Annotated in this window: 16 protein-coding genes; 12 read left to right on the forward strand and 4 right to left on the reverse strand. The window is 58.5% G+C overall.

The window, feature by feature from the left end:
* The first annotated feature begins 44 nt into the window (after window positions 1–44).
* Together AC2TDA_RS00810 and AC2TDA_RS00815 are read left to right on the forward strand one after the other, a co-directional pair.
* Complete coding sequence (locus AC2TDA_RS00810) at window positions 45–692, forward strand: DUF1007 family protein (protein WP_480847710.1); 648 nt, start codon at window positions 45–47, stop codon at window positions 690–692.
* Window positions 677–1612, forward strand: a complete 936-nt coding sequence (locus AC2TDA_RS00815; protein ID WP_480878339.1) for a nickel/cobalt transporter — start codon at window positions 677–679, stop codon at window positions 1610–1612. Before AC2TDA_RS00810 ends, AC2TDA_RS00815 begins: the two co-directional genes overlap by 16 nt.
* Here the strand turns inward: AC2TDA_RS00815 and truA are convergent.
* Window positions 1609–2373, reverse strand: coding sequence for a tRNA pseudouridine(38-40) synthase TruA (gene truA, locus AC2TDA_RS00820; protein WP_480847708.1), 765 nt, complete (start codon window positions 2371–2373; stop codon window positions 1609–1611). The genes AC2TDA_RS00815 and truA overlap by 4 nt on opposite strands.
* Window positions 2374–2480: 107 nt before the next feature.
* On the opposite strand from truA, the gene AC2TDA_RS00825 reads away from it, so the two are divergent.
* From AC2TDA_RS00825 to AC2TDA_RS00870, 10 genes are all read left to right on the forward strand, one after another.
* Window positions 2481–3896: a YcjX family GTP-binding protein gene (locus tag AC2TDA_RS00825; protein WP_480878341.1), complete on the forward strand. Its 1416-nt coding sequence runs from the start codon at window positions 2481–2483 to the stop codon at window positions 3894–3896.
* Complete coding sequence (locus tag AC2TDA_RS00830; protein ID WP_480847706.1) at window positions 3893–4348, forward strand: N-acetyltransferase family protein; 456 nt, start codon at window positions 3893–3895, stop codon at window positions 4346–4348. Before AC2TDA_RS00825 ends, AC2TDA_RS00830 begins: the two co-directional genes overlap by 4 nt.
* A complete protein-coding gene (locus AC2TDA_RS00835) occupies window positions 4341–5330 on the forward strand; it encodes a YcjF family protein (protein WP_480878343.1) in 990 nt (329 codons plus the stop codon). The genes AC2TDA_RS00830 and AC2TDA_RS00835 overlap by 8 nt, the downstream gene beginning before the upstream one ends.
* 54 nt (window positions 5331–5384) lie before the next feature.
* A complete protein-coding gene (locus AC2TDA_RS00840; RefSeq protein ID WP_480878345.1) occupies window positions 5385–6095 on the forward strand; it encodes a VIT1/CCC1 transporter family protein in 711 nt (236 codons plus the stop codon).
* Between the two features lie 86 nt (window positions 6096–6181).
* Window positions 6182–7498: an SDR family oxidoreductase gene (locus AC2TDA_RS00845; RefSeq protein ID WP_480878347.1), complete on the forward strand. Its 1317-nt coding sequence runs from the start codon at window positions 6182–6184 to the stop codon at window positions 7496–7498.
* Window positions 7499–7978: a DUF2269 family protein gene (locus tag AC2TDA_RS00850; RefSeq protein WP_480878349.1), complete on the forward strand. Its 480-nt coding sequence runs from the start codon at window positions 7499–7501 to the stop codon at window positions 7976–7978. It begins immediately after the preceding gene.
* A 110-nt stretch (window positions 7979–8088) separates the two neighbouring features.
* Entirely contained in the window at window positions 8089–10821 is a 2733-nt protein-coding gene (locus tag AC2TDA_RS00855; RefSeq protein ID WP_480878956.1) for a DUF2339 domain-containing protein, read from the forward strand.
* A 164-nt stretch (window positions 10822–10985) separates the two neighbouring features.
* On the forward strand, window positions 10986–13898 hold the full coding sequence (ileS, locus tag AC2TDA_RS00860) for an isoleucine--tRNA ligase (protein ID WP_480878351.1): 2913 nt from the start codon (window positions 10986–10988) through the stop codon (window positions 13896–13898).
* Between the two features lie 136 nt (window positions 13899–14034).
* Window positions 14035–14493, forward strand: coding sequence for a methylated-DNA--[protein]-cysteine S-methyltransferase (locus AC2TDA_RS00865; RefSeq protein WP_480878353.1), 459 nt, complete (start codon window positions 14035–14037; stop codon window positions 14491–14493).
* A gap of 76 nt (window positions 14494–14569) precedes the next feature.
* Window positions 14570–15037: a hypothetical protein gene (locus AC2TDA_RS00870; protein ID WP_480878356.1), complete on the forward strand. Its 468-nt coding sequence runs from the start codon at window positions 14570–14572 to the stop codon at window positions 15035–15037.
* A 15-nt stretch (window positions 15038–15052) separates the two neighbouring features.
* On the opposite strand, the gene AC2TDA_RS00875 is transcribed toward AC2TDA_RS00870, so the two are convergent.
* The 3 genes from AC2TDA_RS00875 to AC2TDA_RS00885 form a co-directional block, all read right to left on the reverse strand.
* Window positions 15053–15748, reverse strand: a complete 696-nt coding sequence (locus tag AC2TDA_RS00875) for a CDP-alcohol phosphatidyltransferase family protein (protein WP_480847698.1) — start codon at window positions 15746–15748, stop codon at window positions 15053–15055.
* A 91-nt stretch (window positions 15749–15839) separates the two neighbouring features.
* Complete coding sequence (locus AC2TDA_RS00880; protein WP_480878358.1) at window positions 15840–16760, reverse strand: tyrosine recombinase XerC; 921 nt, start codon at window positions 16758–16760, stop codon at window positions 15840–15842.
* Window positions 16757–17464 (reverse strand): DUF484 family protein, encoded by a 708-nt coding sequence (locus AC2TDA_RS00885; RefSeq protein ID WP_480878360.1) that lies wholly within the window; start codon window positions 17462–17464, stop codon window positions 16757–16759. The genes AC2TDA_RS00880 and AC2TDA_RS00885 overlap by 4 nt, the downstream gene beginning before the upstream one ends.
* Window positions 17465–17645 lie beyond the last annotated feature (181 nt).

Genomic DNA, 17645 nt, shown 5'->3' on the forward strand with positions numbered 1-17645 from the left:
GGAAACGCGTTGCCGGGATCAGTGGCAGGCCCTATCTTTCCGCCATGCGTTGGATGATACCGTTCCTGACTTGCTGTGTTCCTCTGCCCGTTTTGGCCCATCCGCATGTCTTCATAGACACCGGACTGGAATTTATCGTGGATGAGGCCGGTCACTTGACACATGTCCGTGTGACTTGGGCCTATGATGACTTTTACTCGCTGCTGGTTCTGGAAGACATGAAGCTGGATCAGGATGGTGATGGTCAGCTGACACCGGCAGAGCGGCAACTTCTGGCCGGGTTCGATACCCAGTGGGTTGAAGGGTACAACGGAGATCTGGTTGTGTTTTCAGATGGCCAGCCTGTTGTGTTGTCCGGCCCTATGGAGCCATCAGCCACGACTGAAGATGGCCGCATTGTGTCAAGCCATCTGCGTGCAGTCAGTGACGGCCCAGTCCAGACGTCTGCCCTTTCAGCCAAAGCTTTTGACGAAAGCTTTTACACTGCCTACGAAATCACGCGCCCGGTTACAGTTTCGGGTTCGGTTTCCTGTACGATTGACCGGTTTGAACCGGACATTGATGGACAACTGGCGCAGATGCAGGCGTTCCTGCTTACGCTAGATGCGGATTACGACCTTGAAGAGAACGATATCCCTCTGGTCGGTGAAAGCTTTGCAACAGAGATCCGCGTTTCATGTCCAGATACCTGATTGTTCCGGTCGCCATCGCCTGCGGCCTGCTCCTCTGGTTCTGGGGTAGCGGTGGGTTTGACAGCCTCGCAGCCTGGGCTGCCGGAGAGCAGCGCGATTTTCAGAACGAGATTGCGCGATCCCTCAGAGCCGCCCGCGCCGAACAGCCGGAAGCTGTCGCAACTCTGCTGAGCGTCTGTTTTGCCTACGGATTCTTTCACGCCATCGGCCCCGGCCACGGCAAGGTCCTGATCGGGGGGTATGGGCTGGGCCGTCGCGTCGCCTTCTGGCGCTTGTCCGCGATCAGCGTTTTGTCCAGTCTCGGTCAGGCCGTCACCGCAGTCGTTCTGGTCTACGCCGGCATATTGGTCTTTCAGATGTCCCGACAGAGCCTTGTCGGCGCGACCGAGCAGGTGATGGCCCCGATCAGCTACGCAGCCATTGCGGCGATTGGCCTTTGGCTGGTTTTTCGTGCGGTTCGAGGCTTTGCAAGGCGACACCGCACTGAAACTGTCCACGCGCATCAGGATCATCATCACCATGATCACGACCACCATCATCATGACGACGATGTTTGTTCGGATTGCGGTCACCGCCACGGTCCCAGCCCCGAAGAAGTCGCCAATGTTGGCAGCCTGCGCGAAGCCCTTATTCTGATCGCAGGTATCGCCGCGCGGCCTTGCACGGGGGCCTTGTTCGTTCTTATACTGACCTGGCAAATGGGCATCGCGATGGTGGGTATTGCCGGAGCCTTCGCGATGGCCCTGGGTACGGCAACAGTCACGACTCTGGTCGGCTGGACCTCGTTCGGGTTGCGCGGCGGGTTGCTGGCCTCGGCATCTGCGACGCGATTTGCGTCCGTGCTGGCTCCGACAATTGAATTGGTGGCGGGACTGCTGATCGCCGTGATTGCCGGTGGATTGCTGCTGCGAACGCTCTAGAACACTGGTTCCGGATATCCCACCCGCGCCAGGTACAAGCCTTGCGGTGGACAAACAGGCCCGCAGGCCGCGCGGTCAGTTGCTTCCAGTGCATTTCTGACATCTTCAGGAGTCCATGCACCCGCGCCGACGCGCTCAAGTGTTCCAACGAAGCTGCGCACTTGGTTGTGCAGGAAGGATCGGGCGCGGACGTGGAAGTGCATCTCGGGTCCTGAAAAGCCTTCGACCTGTTCAACCTTCAACTCGTCCAAAGTTTTGACGGGGCTGGCGGCCTGACAAATCGACGAACGGAAAGTTGTGAAATCGTGGCGCCCGATCAACATATTCGCGCCCTGCTGCATTGCCTCAATATCCAGCTGGTGGTTGATCCGCCAAACCTGACCTTTGTCGTGGGTCGCAGGTGCGCGGCGCATCAGGATACGGAACAGGTATTGCCGCTCGACCGCCGAAAAACGCGCGTGCCAGTCGTCGTCAACACGTGCGGCCTTCACGATTGCGACCGGTTGCGGCTTGAGGTGGTAATTCAGTGCCTCGGACAAGCGAAACGGTTCCCAATTCTTGACCAAATCACAATGAGCCACCTGTCCCAACGCATGCACACCAGCGTCGGTACGTCCGGCCGCAGCAATAGTATGTTCACCCGGCTGAATGCGCGACAGGGCTTCTTCAATGGCGCCCTGAACCGATGGCAGGTCCTTTTGCCGCTGCCATCCGGCAAACGGTTCCCCCTGATATTCAACTTTCAACGCAAATCTTGGCATGAGGCGCTGGTATCGCGGTCCGCGCAGTCGGGCAAGAGGCCAAAAGCGCTGGCAACCTCTGCGACCTCTACCTATCTTGGATGAAACAATAATTGCGGGGCGACAGTTTGGTCATCTCATCACTGGCAGACAGTCTTGTGCGCGGTGCGGAATCCATCGGCGACAGCGTGTCCGAGACGTTCTTCGAGCCGGTTATCCGGCTGGGAGTCACAGGGCTGGCACGATCTGGCAAGACCGTGTTCATCACGTCACTGGTTGCCAACCTGTTGGACCGGGGGCGCATGACCGGTCTTGTCGCTCAGCAAGAAGGGCGGATTAGAGCGGCCTATCTGCAACCTCAGCCTGACGACACCGTGCCCCGTTTCGACTACGAGACGCATCTATCGGCCTTGACCGGGCCGTCTCCACACTGGCCGGACAGCACGCGCGCAGTGTCAGAGCTGCGCCTGTCCTTCAAAGTTCAACCCGGCGGTCTGCTGTCTGGTTTGCAAGGGCCGCGGACGATCCATCTGGATATCGTGGATTATCCGGGCGAATGGCTGTTGGACCTTGCTTTGTTAGATAAATCCTATGCTGATTGGTCAAAGGACACCCTGGCGCGGATCGAAAACCGTCAGCAAGCAAAAAAGTTTCTTGCAAACGTACACGCCGCTGATCCCGCGGGGACGCATGATGAACCCACGGCACAAAGACTGGCGCTCGGCTTCACGAACTACCTGAACGCCGCGCGCGAAGCCGGGTTTTACGACTGCACTCCCGGGCGGTTCCTTTTGCCCGGTGATCTGGCGGGGTCACCGGTATTGACCTTCGCCCCGCTTCCAGTTTCTGGACCGTCCCGTCGCCGCACGTTGCAGCGCGAAATGGAACGCCGTTACGAGGCATACAAGGCGCAGGTCGTCAAACCTTTCTTCCGGGATCATTTTGCGCGAATTGACCGGCAGGTCGTGCTGGTCGATGCACTTGGCGCGATCCACAAGGGGCCGCAGGCAGTCGAAGATATGCGCCGAGCTATGGCAGATATTCTGGCCGCGTTCCGCCCTGGACGAAATGCGTGGCTCAGCCAGCTGTTGCTGGGAAAACGGGTCGAACGCATCCTCTTTGCCGCCACCAAGGCTGACCATCTGCACCATCTGCAGCATCCGCGCCTGACCGCCATCATGGAAGCCCTGACCCGCGAAGCTCGCGACCGTGCAAGCTTTGCCCGCGCGGAAACTGCAGCGCTTTCGTTGGCGGCTCTGCGGGCCACGACAGAAGAGATGCGAAACCACAATGGGATTGAATTGCCTTGTGTTCGCGGCACCCTGCTGGACAGCGGCAAACAAGCGGCTTTTTATCCCGGTGAGCTACCCGAAGACCCCTCGCACCTGCTGGGGCCCGCAAGGAACGGGGCGGATGCGTGGCTGGGCGAGGATTATGGATTCATGGCCTTTGCTCCTGCACCCCTTACGCTACAACCCGGTGACGGCCCGCCGCATATTCGACTGGACCGGGCTGCCCAATTTCTGATTGGAGACCGTCTGTGAACGTAAGTCTTCGTCAAGCTCGCAGCACGGATGCCGGTCGCACAGGTGAAATCCTGCATGCTTTCGCTCGGGAAAACCCGTGGATGCCAGAATTGCACACGTGCGCGGAGACCATTGCCTTTTGCGGTAGGATGATCGACCAGGGTTGGGTCACCGTGGCCGAGACGGATGCCGGTGTAGTCGGATTTCTGGCTCTCAACGGTCAGGAGATTCACTCATTGTATCTGACGGCATCGGCACGTGGGCAAGGGATTGGTCAACAGCTGCTGCAACACGCAAAGTCAGTCCAATCACAGTTGTCGCTGTTTGCGTTTCAGGCCAACGATCCGGCGCGTCGGTTTTATGAAGGCAACGGATTCGTCGAGGTCGCGCGCAGTGACGGATCTGATAACGATGAAAACCTGCCTGATATCAAATATGTCTGGTGCCGCGAGGAGGTTGCCAATGGCTAAAGGTCCCGTCTTGATCGACCTCGAAGATGACGCGCCCATTGTTGATGTGTCGCAGGCACCGCCGGTGCCGGACACAGCGCCGCCTCGGGGGGCAGCAATGCAGGGAGCAGCACGTCTGGCCGCGCGCAAACCGTCCATGCTGTCGCGTTGGTTCTGGGGGCTGGCGCTGGCCGTCATTGGTGCAGTTGTCTCTGTCGCAGCCTGGGATTTTGCGACGTCGCTGTTGAACCGCTCGCCGGTATTGGGTGGAGTTGTTACCGGCTTGATCACTGCACTGTTGCTGGTGGCCCTAATAATAGCACTGCGCGAACTGGCCGCTATCGGTCGCTTATCGCGCGTGGATGGGATGCGCCGCGCGGCAGATGCAGCCTTGGCCGAGGAAGACCTTGCGCAAGCCCGCGCTGTTACGAACAGGCTGATTTCTTTCTACAAAGGACGCGAAGAAACGCAGTGGGGCCGAGAGCGTCTGAGCGAACGGATGGGGGAACAATTCGATGCCTCGACCCTTTTGACCCTGGCCGAGGACGAAGTGTTGGCCCCTTTGGACGCCGCCGCCAGTCGTGAGGCGGAGGCCGCCGCCAGACAGGTGGCAACCGTGACTGCCCTGGTTCCCCTGGCCCTTGCGGACGTTGTGACGGCTCTGGCAGCCTCGCTTCGAATGATCCGACGAATTGCCGAGATTTACGGGGGGCGCGCGGGGTTTCTGGGCAGCTGGCGGCTGACCCGAGCGGTCTTTGTGCATCTGGTGGCGACCGGGGCGGTCGCCGTCGGCGATGATCTGTTGGAGCCCATTCTGGGCGGATCGGTTCTCAGCAAACTGTCGCGCCGGTTTGGCGAAGGGCTGGTCAATGGTGCACTCAGCGCCCGTGTCGGTGTCGCGGCAATGGAGGTCTGTCGACCGCTGCCCTTTTCCGACCGGCACAAACCTTCGACTCGCGTGATGATCAAACGGGCTTTGGGTGGGCTTTTCTCGAAGACTTGATCTGACGCAAAGTCATGGTCAGGCTGAACCGGCATAACCGGGACGGAGCCAGCCATGACCGATCACGGCCACAGCCAGCAGGAAATTGCCGCGCGGATCAATGCGCCGCCCGGTAGGGGTGTACTTCGCGATGTGGTTTACGGCGGCATCGACGGGTCGGTCACCACCTTCGCTATCGTCGCGGGAGTGGCAGGAGCAGGCCTTTCACCCTTTGTAATCGTGGCGTTGGGCTTGGCCAATGTGCTGGCAGATGGATTTTCGATGGCCGCAGGAAATTACTCGGCAACCAAAGCCGAAGCGGACAATATCCATCGAATACGTGCTATCGAAGAGCGCCATATCCATCTTTACCCAGACGGCGAACGAAATGAGGTTCGCGAGATTCTGCTTCAAAAGGGCTTGTCTGGTCAGGTCTTGGACGATGCGACCGAAGCAATCACGGCCAATCGCGACAACTGGGTCAATCTGATGATCGAGGGCGAATATGGACTGGGCAGCGTCGACCCGCACCCCATCAAAGCAGCGATGGCAACTTTTTTTGCGTTTCTGGTGGCTGGTATGATTCCCTTGTTGCCGTTCCTAATGTCCATCGACAGGGCATTTGCCGTTTCGGCCTGGATGACGATGGGCGTCTTTTTCGCCATTGGAGCACTAAAGAGCCATTGGTCCCTGGCACCTTGGTGGCGTTCGGGGCTTGAGACCTTTGTGATCGGTGGGGCGGCAGCCCTGATCGCTTATATGGTTGGATCCCTGTTCCACCCCTGAAGAGCGCTGTTGTCGCAGAGGGTGAAACTGCACTGGCCCGTGAGTCAGGATTCGCTAGTGTTGCGCAAAAAGAGGGTCAGGTTGTCATGCCGGGTCAGAGTTTGCGTGACAAAAGTGTTTTGGTATTGGGCGCTTATGGGTTCATTGGTGCCGCAGTCATGCGCGCTTTGAAGGCCGGGGGCGCCCGTGTGACCGGTATGGCCAGAAACCCTGAAACCGGTCGTCGGGTTTTGCCCGGGATACCTCTGATTCAGGGCGACCTGCGAGAATTTTCGGTCGCCCGTGATTGGCGCGACGCCTTGACCAATGTTGATGTGGTTGTGAATTGCGCGGGTGCGCTACAAGACGGTTTGCGGGATGATCTTGAGGCCGTGCATCACACAGCCATTGAGGCATTGGGTAAGGCCTGTGCAGAACGCGACATAGCGGTCGTTCAAATCTCGGCTATTGGTGCCGAACCGGACGCACCGACCGATTTCATGCAAACCAAAGCTGCAGGAGACACGGCGCTGCGCACCAGTGGTGTTCGATTGTGGCTAATGAAGCCCGGCCTTGTCATCGGGCAAAGCGACTATGGCGGAACTGCCCTGTTGCGAATGTTGGCAGCAGTTCCGCTGGTGCAACCGATTGCATATCCCGAAACGCCCGTGCACTGCGTCGGAATGGACGATCTGTGTGATGCCATCGTTCTGGCAGTCTGTTCTGATATCCCTCCGGGCAATTATGATCTTATAGAAGAAAAAACTCACACTCTGTCCGAGGTTTTGTCTGAGACGCGTCAGTGGCTGGGGTTTCCTGCCGCGCGTTTGATCCTGAACGTTCCACCCATTTTTACACACGGCATCGCAGCCGGGGCGGATTTATTGGGCCGGATGGGATGGCGCTCGCCGCTGCGCAGCACGGCGATGTCGGTGATGGCGCACGGGGTTACCGGCGATCCCGAACCTTACCGTATGGCCTCGGGGCGTCGAATAGCCTCGTTGCGTCAGATTTATGATGGCTTCATCTGCGGGCGCGAGCATCGCCTTTCCGCGCGGATGAGTGTGCTCATGCCGCTTGCGATTGGCGTGTTGTCCCTGTTCTGGCTGTTGTCAGGTGTGTTTGGCTTAACGAAACTGACGCAGGCAGCCGATGTACTGACCCGCGTAGGATGGTCAATGGCTTGGGCAAAAGCCAGTGTGGTTTTCTGGTCCTTTGTGGATATCGCGCTTGGGCTGGGCCTTCTGTGGCGTCCCTGGGCAGCGCGAGTGTGTCTGGCGCAAGCAGCTGTCGCACTGTTCTATTTGCTTGCGGCAACGATCACAGTTCCATCTTTGTGGGCGGACCCACTGGGGCCGTTGGTCAAGATCCTGCCGGCAGTTCTGCTAGCGCTTTTTGTGCGCTCATTGTTGGAAAGCCGCTAAATGGATTGGGTTTTGCTATTGCGCTGGTTGCATGTGATTGGCGCCTGCGTTCTGCTGGGTACCGGAGCAGGTATCGCGTTCTTCATGCTTATGGCCCATCGCAGCGGGAATCCACGTATCATCGCGCACACAGCGGGTGTCGTAGTGTTGGCCGATCTGCTTTTCACAGCGACTGCCGTAATCCTGCAACCGATAACTGGTGCCCTATTGGCTTGGCGGTTGGGTTGGAGTCTTACCGAAGGTTGGATCGTGCTGTCCCTTTCGCTCTATGTCCTGACCGGCTTATTCTGGCTGCCAGTGGTCTGGATACAGACGAAACTACGTGGACTTGCCCAGAAGGCCGCAAGCCAGAACGCTCCTTTACCTATTGAGTACCAACGTCTGTTTCGCATCTGGTTTGCCTGCGGCGTCCCCGCTTTTCTGGCGGTCTTGACCATTCTCTGGATTATGCTGTCACGACCGGACATTTCATGGGTCTGACACAGGTTGGTTGGCAACAGGCTGATTTCGTAAGAATTTCCGGACTATTGCCCGCGTCGGCACCGGGTTAATCTGGCATCTGTTTCGTCCGGAGGTGATACTTGGATTTTATGCTTGGCATTGTTGGCCTGATCGTCCTGGCCATCCCGGTTTCGATTATTGCCCTGTTGATCGGGCAATCTCGATTGCGAAAACGGATTGAACAGCTCGAACGGCGGATTGCGCATCAAGCCCAGGCCGGATCAGACGCCCCGGAGGTGAGGCGACCGCAGGCGCCTCCTGCGCCGGACACATCCCTGACGAGCGCAGATAAACCCCGACCTGCTCCTTGGTCAGCACCGAAAGTCGCGAAATCGACGGAACCGGATAGAACACAACAGGATCGAGACCTGTCGCCTGACCCGTCAGATGGTCCCCCAGCGGCGATCGTTTTGCGAGAAGACCGTCTAGCCGCACTGGGCGTGTGGTTGCGCGAAAACTGGTTTTATGCGGTGTCCGCGCTGTCTTTGGCCCTCGCTGGCATATTCTTGGTCCAGTACGGCGTCGAAAATGGACTGCTCCCGCCAACGGCACGCGTTTTGGCGTCGCTGGGGTTTGGCGCAGTTTTGATTATTGCTGGTGAAATTGTGCGCCGCCGTTTCGGCGATGACGAAGCCTCGGCCACGGCCTACCTGCCGTCTGTGTTTTCCGGCGCTGGTCTGGTGACCTTGTTCGGCGGCGTGTTGGCCGCTCGCCAATTATACAACCTTATCGGAGCCGAAGCAGCATTGACGGGAATGGTTGTCATCGCGCTGGTCGGTCTGGTTCTGGGCTGGTTCCATGGGCCGCTGCTGGCCGCCGTTGGATTGATTGGTGCCTATGCCGCACCCTTCGTCGTAGGCGGTGCCTCGGATAACCCCAGCTGGCTGTACGCCTATTTCTTCGTTGTCGCCGTTTTTGGCCTGGGAATTGACACGGTTCGTCGCTGGGCGTGGGTGTCGGTACTGACACTGTTCGGGGCGTATACAGCTTCTTTGCTGCTGGTGCTGTCTTCACCTGTGACTGAGCCGGGGTATCTTGTCTGCGTGACGGCCTTAGCACTGATCACAATTTCGATTCCGTCGCGACGGGTGTGGCCTGACCACGCGGGCCCAATGGTCTTCGAGATCGCCCGACGGAAAAAGGGCGCTGCGTGGCCTGAGTTTCCTACCCGTTTGGCCTTTGGCGCAACCGCTGCCAGTTCTGTGATCCTGTCATTGCATTGGGCGGATTCCCGAGCTGAGTTCTGGCTGACGATTTGTCTGTTCACTACGCTCGTGTTGGCCTTGGTCGTGTGGGCAAGGAATGCTCCGGCATTGCAAGATATCAGCTTGTTTCCTGCTGTCGGTCTTGTCTGGTTCGTCCTGGCCCACGGGATGTATGGCGGCCCCGTCGAACGGGTCTTTTCGGAAACCTATGCGGTCACCGCCGAGGCGGACTATCCGTTAGTGATAACAGTGCTGGTTGCGCTGGGCGCTCTGGTCAGTGTTCTCGCGGCCTGGAGGTCTTTCGGCGCGATGCAATACGCGGCGATTTGGGCGGGTGCTTCGGCGCTATTTGCACCCTTGATGGCGATCGCTTTGGAGATCGGTTGGGATCCGGCATCGGTGATCGGGGCTTACCCCTGGGCATTGCACGCGATTGCGTTGGGCGCTCTGATGGTCGTGCTGGCAGAGCGTTTCGCGCGCGTCGATAGAGAGAACCGGATGCGCGCATCGCTTGCGACATTATCGGCGCTTTCTTGTCTGACTTTTGCGTGTGTCATCGTAATGAGCTCAGCAGCGCTGACAATTGCGCTGGTGGTTATGATTGTCGTGGCCGCTGCACTGGACCGGAAGTTCACATTGCCGCCGATGAGCTGGTTCATCTGGGCAGGTGTCTTCACCGTTACGGTGCGCCTTGTTCTGGATCCAGGGCTCGACTGGGCAAACACGGCTCCGATACACGAAATGACCCTGGTTTACGCGGCCGCGGTCGCAGGCTTCCTGATCGCCTGGTGGTTGTTGAAACCTCTGACACGCCCGCTTGCGGCGTTACTGCTTGAGAGCGCCGCCTGGGCGACTGGAGGCATTCTGCTTTCTCTTCTGCTTTTGCGTTGGCTCGAAGGGTTCGGCGATGGTGGAGCGTCTGACAGCCACTGGGGGCTGGGGCTGCTGGCGGTGATCTGGCTGCTGTTGGCGTTCGCTCAGGTGCAACGGTTCGAGTTGGGAGGCAAGCTGAACTATGCGCGCTACCTGCTGGCGGCTTTTTTCGCAGCGCATGGCGGGATCCGTCTGATCGAGGCGCTAACCGATCAAAACCCGCTGCTGACCCAATACGCTGACCCGGTTTTGGGCCCGCCCATCGTGAATACACTTGCAGTTGCTTACCTTTTGCCCGCGCTGGCCATCGGTTTTTCTGCCTGGCGAATTACGGCGATGCCTGTCCGGCTCAGGCAGGTCAGCTTCGGTGTCGCTGGGGCTCTTGCGGCCGTCTGGCTTGCGTTGATGATCCGCCACGTCTGGCAGGGTGCCTCAGGCATGTATGAAGGCAATGGCGTCACACAGCCCGAACTATACACCTACACGATGGTTTTGCTGTTGGTCGGAGCTGCACTGTTCTACCAGTCGCTGGCCCGAAATTCGGACATTATGCGCAAGGCGGGGTTGGTCGTAATCGGCCTGGCCGTGGCAAAGGTGTTCCTGATCGATATCGCAGGGCTGGGCGGCTTGATCCGGGTCTTCTCATTGCTGGCGCTGGGCCTCGCTCTGGCGGGGCTGGCGTGGCTCAATCGCTGGGCTCAGTTGCGCCATTCGCCGCAGGGGGCGGAACCTCTGGACCATTAGGTGTGGGCGTCTTATAAGCGCGGCCATGCATGACCGTCTGGCCATCATTATTCGAATTATATCCCCGGCGCTCTGACATCGCGAGACGCCGGGCAAAGGTGCTTGAGAATTCGCACTGACCGCTTCGATCCATACACGACAAGATCATCCTAAGGACGCCCCCAATGTGCGCCGACACGCCCCAGACACCTGACTACAAAGACACGCTGAACCTGCCCAAAACCGAATTCCCAATGCGCGCTGGCTTGCCCAAGCGCGAGCCCGCATGGCTGGACCGCTGGGAGAAGATCGGCGTCTACGACCGCCTGCGCGAGAAACAGGACCGCAAGCCCTTTACCCTGCATGACGGGCCCCCCTATGCCAATGGCCACCTGCATATCGGGCACGCGCTGAACAAGACCATCAAGGACATGATCGTGCGCAGCCATCAAATGATGGGTTTCGACTCGCGCTACGTGCCCGGCTGGGATTGCCACGGCCTGCCGATCGAATGGAAGATCGAGGAACAATACCGCAAGAAGGGCAAGAACAAGGACGAGGTGAACATCGTCGACTTCCGTCAGGAATGCCGCAAGTTCGCCGAGGGCTGGATCGACATCCAACGCGACGAGTTCAAGCGTCTGGGCATCACCGGCAACTGGCCCGATCCCTACATCACCATGGACTATCACGCCGAGGCGGTGATCGCGGACGAGTTCATGAAATTCCTGATGAACGGCACGCTCTATCAGGGCTCGAAACCCGTGATGTGGTCGCCTATCGAGAAGACTGCGCTGGCCGAGGCCGAGGTCGAATACCACGACAAGGAAAGCTTCACGATCTGGGTGAAGTTCAAAGTTGTGAACGCAGGCGATCTGGATGACGCCTTTGTGGTGATCTGGACCACAACGCCATGGACCATGCCGTCGAACAAGGCGGTCGTGTACGGCAAAGACATCCCCTATGGCCTCTACGAAGTGACCGGCGCACCCGACGAATGCTGGGCCAGCGTTGGCGACAAGTTCCTGCTGGCCGATAATCTGGCCGCTGACGTGCTGGGCCGCGCGCGCCTGAACGACGACCAGTGGACCCGTGTACGTGACGTGACCGCGGACGAACTGGAGGGCGTGGGTCTGACCCACCCACTGGCTGGGTCCGAAGGCGGCAACGGCGAGTGGGACGACATCCGTGACTTCCGTGCCGCCGATTTCGTGACCGACACTGAAGGTACTGGTTTCGTCCACTGTGCGCCCTCGCACGGTATGGAGGAATTTGAACTCTACCGCGATCTGGGGATGCTCGAGCAGGTCATCACCTACAACGTGATGGACGATGGCTCGTTCCGCGCCGATCTGCCGTTCTTTGGCGGCAAGTTCATCCTGTCCCGCAAGGGCGGCGAGGGAGACGCTAACAAGGCGGTCATCGACAAGCTGGTCGAGGTTGGCGGACTGCTGGCGCGCGGCAAGATCAAGCACAGCTATCCGCATTCGTGGCGCTCGAAGGCTCCGATCATCTATCGCAACACACCTCAATGGTTTGCATCCGTTGACCGCAAGCTAGAGGACGGCATGGGCGAGATGGGCGACTCCATCCGTGAACGCGCGCTGCGGTCTATCGATGAGTTGGTGAAATGGACACCGCAAACCGGCCGCAACCGGCTGTTCTCGATGATCGAAGCGCGCCCGGATTGGGTTCTGTCGCGCCAGCGCGCCTGGGGCGTACCGCTGACCTGCTTCACCAAGAAGGGCGCTTTGCCTACCGACGCGGATTACCTGCTGCGCAACGATGAGCTCAACGCCCGTATTAAAGCGGCGTTCGAGAAGGACGGCGCTGATATCTGGTACACCGACGGGTTCAAAGAGAAGATCCTTGACGGCATTGCCGACCCGGACGACTACGATCAGGTGTTCGACGTGCTGGACGTGTGGTTCGACTCGGGCTCGACCCACGCCTTCGTTCTGCGCGACCGTGAGGACGGGACCGAGGACGGCATCGCCGATGTCTACATGGAAGGCACCGACCAGCACCGTGGTTGGTTCCATTCGTCCATGCTGCAGTCCTGCGGCACCAAAGGTCGCGCGCCATATCGCAACGTGGTGACCCATGGCTTCACGTTGGACGCCAAGGGCAACAAGATGTCCAAGTCGCTGGGCAACACCATCGTGCCAGAAGAGGTTATCAAGCAATACGGTGCCGATATTCTACGCCTGTGGGTGGCACAGACCGATTACACCGCAGACCAGCGGATCGGGCCGGAGATTCTGAAAGGCACCGCCGACAGCTATCGCCGTCTGCGCAACACCATGCGGTTCATGCTGGGCTCGCTGGCCGACTTTACCGAGGCCGACCGTGTCGCCCCGGAGGATATGCAGCGTCTGGAACGCTGGGTGCTGAGCCGTCTGGCCGATCTGGATGAGCAGGTGCGCAAGGGCTATGCCTCATTCGATTTTCAGGGTGTGTTCAGTGCTGTGTTCACTTTTGCCACCGTGGATTTGTCGTCGTTCTACTTCGACGTCCGCAAGGATGCGCTCTATTGCGATGGTGACAGTGAGCGTCGCCGAGCGGCTCGTACCGTGCTGGACATCCTGTTCCACCGCTTGACCACCTGGCTGGCCCCGATCCTGGTCTTTACCATGGAAGAGGTCTGGCTGGAGCGATTCCCGGGCGACGACAGCTCGGTCCATCTGGTTGATTTCCCGGAAACACCTGCCGAGTGGCGGGATGCGGAACTGGAAACCAACATGGCCAAAATTCGCCGCGTCCGCCGCGCCGTGACCGCCGCGTTGGAAGTTCAGCGTCAGGACAAGGTGATCGGTTCCAGCCTCGAAGCCGCGCCGATCGTGCATGTCGAAGATGCCGATACGCGTGCATTGCTGAGCACATTTGACGTTGACGACATGTGCATCACCTCGGGCCTGACCGTCACCGGCGATCCGGCCCCGGCCGAAGCATTCCGTGTGCCCGAGATCGAGGGCGTGGGTGTGGTGTTCGAAAAGGCAGACGGCGCCAAGTGCCAGCGTTGCTGGAAGATCCTGCCGGATGTTGGCCGCCACGCAAATGCCGGTGTTTGCGGTCGCTGCGACGAGGCGTTGGGCTGACACTGTTCGGGTTGTGCGGGGAAGAACCTTTTTTGAGGTTCTAGCCCCGCGCGGTTTCCTGATTTAGAGCAAAAGACAGAACAGATCGTCATAAAACGGGTTGCGGGATCAGTGCCTCCTCTGTCAGCATTCGCTTATGGGACTGATTGCGATAGAAACCCGTTTCGGACGCTTGGGCATTGTCGAAGAGGATGAGGCCATCATTGGCTTGACTTGGGACGGTGCCGAAGGTGACCCGGACTCCCCGTTGCAGCGCGAGGCAGCGGCGCAGCTTCGTGCCTATGATGAAGGACGGTTGCAGAGATTTGATCTGCCATACCGTATCAAGGGGTCCGAGTTCCAACGCCGTGTGTGCGATGCGATGAACGCAATACCGTTTGGAGATACACGGACTTACGGCGAGATCGCGAAAGAGCTCGGCTATTCGGCGCAGGCGGTCGGGCGTGGCTGCGGCGGAAATCCTATTCCAATCATTATTCCCTGCCACAGGGTTCTCGGTGCAGATGACCGTATGGTCGGTTTCTCAGGGCAGGGCGGTGTAGAGACAAAGGTCGCGCTGTTGCGGCACGAGGGCGCGGCGAGCCTGTTGATCTGAACAGAGGATTTCTATTGCAATCCGCGCGTCCGATCTCCAACCTATATCCGATACTGAATTTGAAGGACTGTTTTGAATGACTGGCCCAACAGACGCTGCTGTGCGCAAGAAAAACATCATTGAACGCCTGATGTCGCTGGAAGAACAGGAACTGGCGACTGCACAGGCCCATTATGATGCGTTTTTGAAGGATTCTCAGTTGGACGACCGCGAGGGTCATGACAAGGATGACATTGCGGCCTCGCGCGAGAATGCTGATCTTGCAGCGGCGTTTGACGCGCCTGTTCACGCGCACCATGCCAAGATTGATGTGATTGAGAATACCGACTTCAGCGTGACCGATACGGTCAGACCTGGCGCCGTGATCAAATTCAACAACCGACGGTTTATCGTCTGCGTGTCAACAACCCGGTTCGATGTGGACGGCAAGACGTATATGGGAATCTCGACTCAAAGCCCCATCTATCTCGCTATGGCAGGCCTTCAAGAAGGTGACGTATTCACCCACAACGGGACCGAATTTGAAGTGCAGGAAATTCTGTAAACCAGACTGCCGGTATCAGGCTTTGCGCGGCGGGATGATCTGCTGCGCAATTCCAGCAGAGACCAGATAGAGGCTGGTGACGACCAGCCCCCAGTGGGCCCAGCTTTCCGGGTGAAAGTCGACCCAAGCCGCCCAGCCAGCAAAAAAGGTCCAGGCGAAGGCCATTGGCAGGGTCAGCGCGCGCCAACGTTCGGTGCGGACAGGATGGACGAATTTCAGCGGCAGAAACATCGCCAGCGACAAAAGCGTGACCAGAGACAGAATAACCCAGAAATTGGGTTCAAGTGCGAAGATCACGACGACGAACATGTTCCAGCAGCCGGGAAATCCGGAGAAGGAATTATCCTTTGTTTTCATTCGTGTATCTGCAAAGTACATGGCGCTTGCAAATGTTATCACGATGATCGCAAACCAGCCGGTCCAACCATCCATCAGCCCGGACTTGAACAGCGCAAATGCCGGAATGAAGACATAAGTCAGATAGTCGATAATCAGATCCAACAGTACGCCGTCGAATTCGGGCGCGTTCTTTTTGACGTGATACTGGCGGGCCAGAGGACCGTCGATACCGTCCACGACAAAAGAAACCACCAGCCACAAATACATGAGGCTCCATTTTTCTTCGACGGCGGCCAGCATGGCCAGCATTGCGAAAACGGCGCCTGTGGCGGTGAACAGGTGGACGGCAAGCGCTTTGAATCTGAGTGTCATGCAGGTGTCATGTACGATGCGTGAAGCAGATGCAAAGCAAAAAGCCGGTTGACAGCTAAGCGTCCCGAAACTGTTTGCATTTTACCTGGTCTCACGCTTTGGGATGGGCGCGGTTATAGACTTCCATCAACCGCGCGGTATCCACGGCGGTGTAAGTCTGAGTGGTGGAAAGAGAAGCGTGACCCAGCAGTTCCTGTATCGCGCGCAGATCGCCTCCTGCGGACAGCAGATGAGTAGCAAAACTGTGGCGCATGGCGTGCGGCGTGGCGGTAGCTGGCAAACCCAGCTGCATCCGTGCTTTGGCCATTACGCCCTGAATGGCCCTTGGGTTCAGAGCGCCACCACGTACACCGCGAAACAGGGGCGCATCTGGGGCTTGAGGGTGAGGGCAAAGGCGCAAATAGCGATCCACTGCAGCCTGTGCGGCCGGCAAAACAGGTACGATCCGTTCTTTGTCGCCCTTTCCCAGAATTCTCAACGTTTCTGGCAGGGGTGCATCGGCGCCTTTCAGGGACAGGGCTTCGGAAATCCGCAGGCCACAGCCGTATAGTATCGTAACGACTGCAACGTCCCGCGCGGCAACCCAATCCGAGGTGGATTGCGCCTCGACTGTTTCGATCATGGCTCGGGCGGCATCTTCGGCGAGGGGGCGGGGTAGCTTCTTGGTGAACTTCGGCGCGCGGGTGGACAGAACGGCCGTAGGCTCGAATCCCTCGCGCTCTGCCAGCCAGCGGTAGAAGCTTTTGACGGCCGAGAGCTTTCGCGCCAATGACCGCGCGCCCACGTCAGAGGCGCGCTGATCTGCCATCCAGGCACGCATGTCGGTTACCGTGACGCGTTCCAGCGCAGCCAGCCCCTGTCGTTCGCTGTGGTGCAAAGTCATGAACGACAGGAACTCGGTAACATCGCTGCAATAGGCATTTTGAGTGTTCTTTGACCGCCCAGCCAGAGCCCCCAAACTGTCCAGCCAGCGCTGAAGCGCGTCGCGGCAGGCTGGGGAGATCAGGCTCACGACAGCCAGTGGCGCATCGAACGTTCAAAGACGCCAGCAAAGAAGGCCAGAAGGTCGGTTCCAAGTTGCGGAGTAAAATGACGAGGATCCCTCGCACCCATTACGATCATTCCAGGCAGCCGACCCGGTCCCAGATTCAATTTAAGGCAGGCTTCGGATCGCAGATTATTGATCTGATCGCCGTAGATCTGGCGGTTAGGCTGGTGAACTTCGCGTAGGGTGATTTCGCGGGCCGGGGTGTTCCGGTCGTGCGTCAGGTAACGGTCGATAAAACCCGGCTCGACGATCTTCAGGACACCGTCGAGCTTGTCGACCGCCGGATCGTCACGCACTGCAGTAGTTTCCAGAATCAAGGTAACTTTGTCCACTCGCAGGATTTCGGTCACCTCGTTGCCGAGCGTGCGCAGAAAATCCTCGAACTCGACTGGTTCGAGAAGGCGCAAGATTGCGCGGTGGACCTGATTAGTACCGGCCAAATTCTCATAGGCAGCAGCAATCACTGATCGGTGGGTGTCTTCCAGGCGACCAAGCCTGTCTTCGAGCCGCTTCATGGCAATGCCGCGCAGGTCGATTATGTTTTCGCCCCTGGCCTGTTCATTTGCGGCCACGAGCGCCTGCATCAGGTCCCTGTCGTCCAGAATGGTATCCGGTTCGGCCAGAATGGCGGCGCGGAGATTGTCCTTGAGTGTCGAGTTACTGCTCATGTCCCGTCCGGTTATTTTTTGTTTTGGCGGTTTATAGCATGTTGTGCCGAATTTTCCTTGGGAAAAATGCACGCAAAAGTGGATTTCGTTGCGTGTTGTGGCAGCATAGACTCCCACCTGAATACCTATGATTGGATTAGGGTTTTCAGGTGGGCCGGGCGCGGAGCCTGTTGGCGCCGCG

Source organism: Ruegeria sp. HKCCD6426, from assembly GCF_057221115.1.

What these genes read in the sequence shown, in the direction of transcription:
- ileS (WP_480878351.1), top strand. Translation starts at nt 10,986, where the DNA reads ATGTGCGCCGACACGCCCCAGACACCTGACTACAAAGACACGCTGAAC.
- AC2TDA_RS00855 (WP_480878956.1), top strand. Translation starts at nt 8,089, where the DNA reads ATGCTTGGCATTGTTGGCCTGATCGTCCTGGCCATCCCGGTTTCGATT.
- truA (WP_480847708.1), bottom strand. Translation starts at nt 2,373, where the DNA reads ATGCCAAGATTTGCGTTGAAAGTTGAATATCAGGGGGAACCGTTTGCC.
- AC2TDA_RS00810 (WP_480847710.1), top strand. Translation starts at nt 45, where the DNA reads ATGCGTTGGATGATACCGTTCCTGACTTGCTGTGTTCCTCTGCCCGTT.
- AC2TDA_RS00865 (WP_480878353.1), top strand. Translation starts at nt 14,035, where the DNA reads ATGGGACTGATTGCGATAGAAACCCGTTTCGGACGCTTGGGCATTGTC.
- AC2TDA_RS00850 (WP_480878349.1), top strand. Translation starts at nt 7,499, where the DNA reads ATGGATTGGGTTTTGCTATTGCGCTGGTTGCATGTGATTGGCGCCTGC.
- AC2TDA_RS00815 (WP_480878339.1), top strand. Translation starts at nt 677, where the DNA reads ATGTCCAGATACCTGATTGTTCCGGTCGCCATCGCCTGCGGCCTGCTC.
- AC2TDA_RS00875 (WP_480847698.1), bottom strand. Translation starts at nt 15,748, where the DNA reads ATGACACTCAGATTCAAAGCGCTTGCCGTCCACCTGTTCACCGCCACA.
- AC2TDA_RS00870 (WP_480878356.1), top strand. Translation starts at nt 14,570, where the DNA reads ATGACTGGCCCAACAGACGCTGCTGTGCGCAAGAAAAACATCATTGAA.
- AC2TDA_RS00840 (WP_480878345.1), top strand. Translation starts at nt 5,385, where the DNA reads ATGACCGATCACGGCCACAGCCAGCAGGAAATTGCCGCGCGGATCAAT.
- AC2TDA_RS00845 (WP_480878347.1), top strand. Translation starts at nt 6,182, where the DNA reads ATGCCGGGTCAGAGTTTGCGTGACAAAAGTGTTTTGGTATTGGGCGCT.
- AC2TDA_RS00835 (WP_480878343.1), top strand. Translation starts at nt 4,341, where the DNA reads ATGGCTAAAGGTCCCGTCTTGATCGACCTCGAAGATGACGCGCCCATT.
- AC2TDA_RS00885 (WP_480878360.1), bottom strand. Translation starts at nt 17,464, where the DNA reads ATGAGCAGTAACTCGACACTCAAGGACAATCTCCGCGCCGCCATTCTG.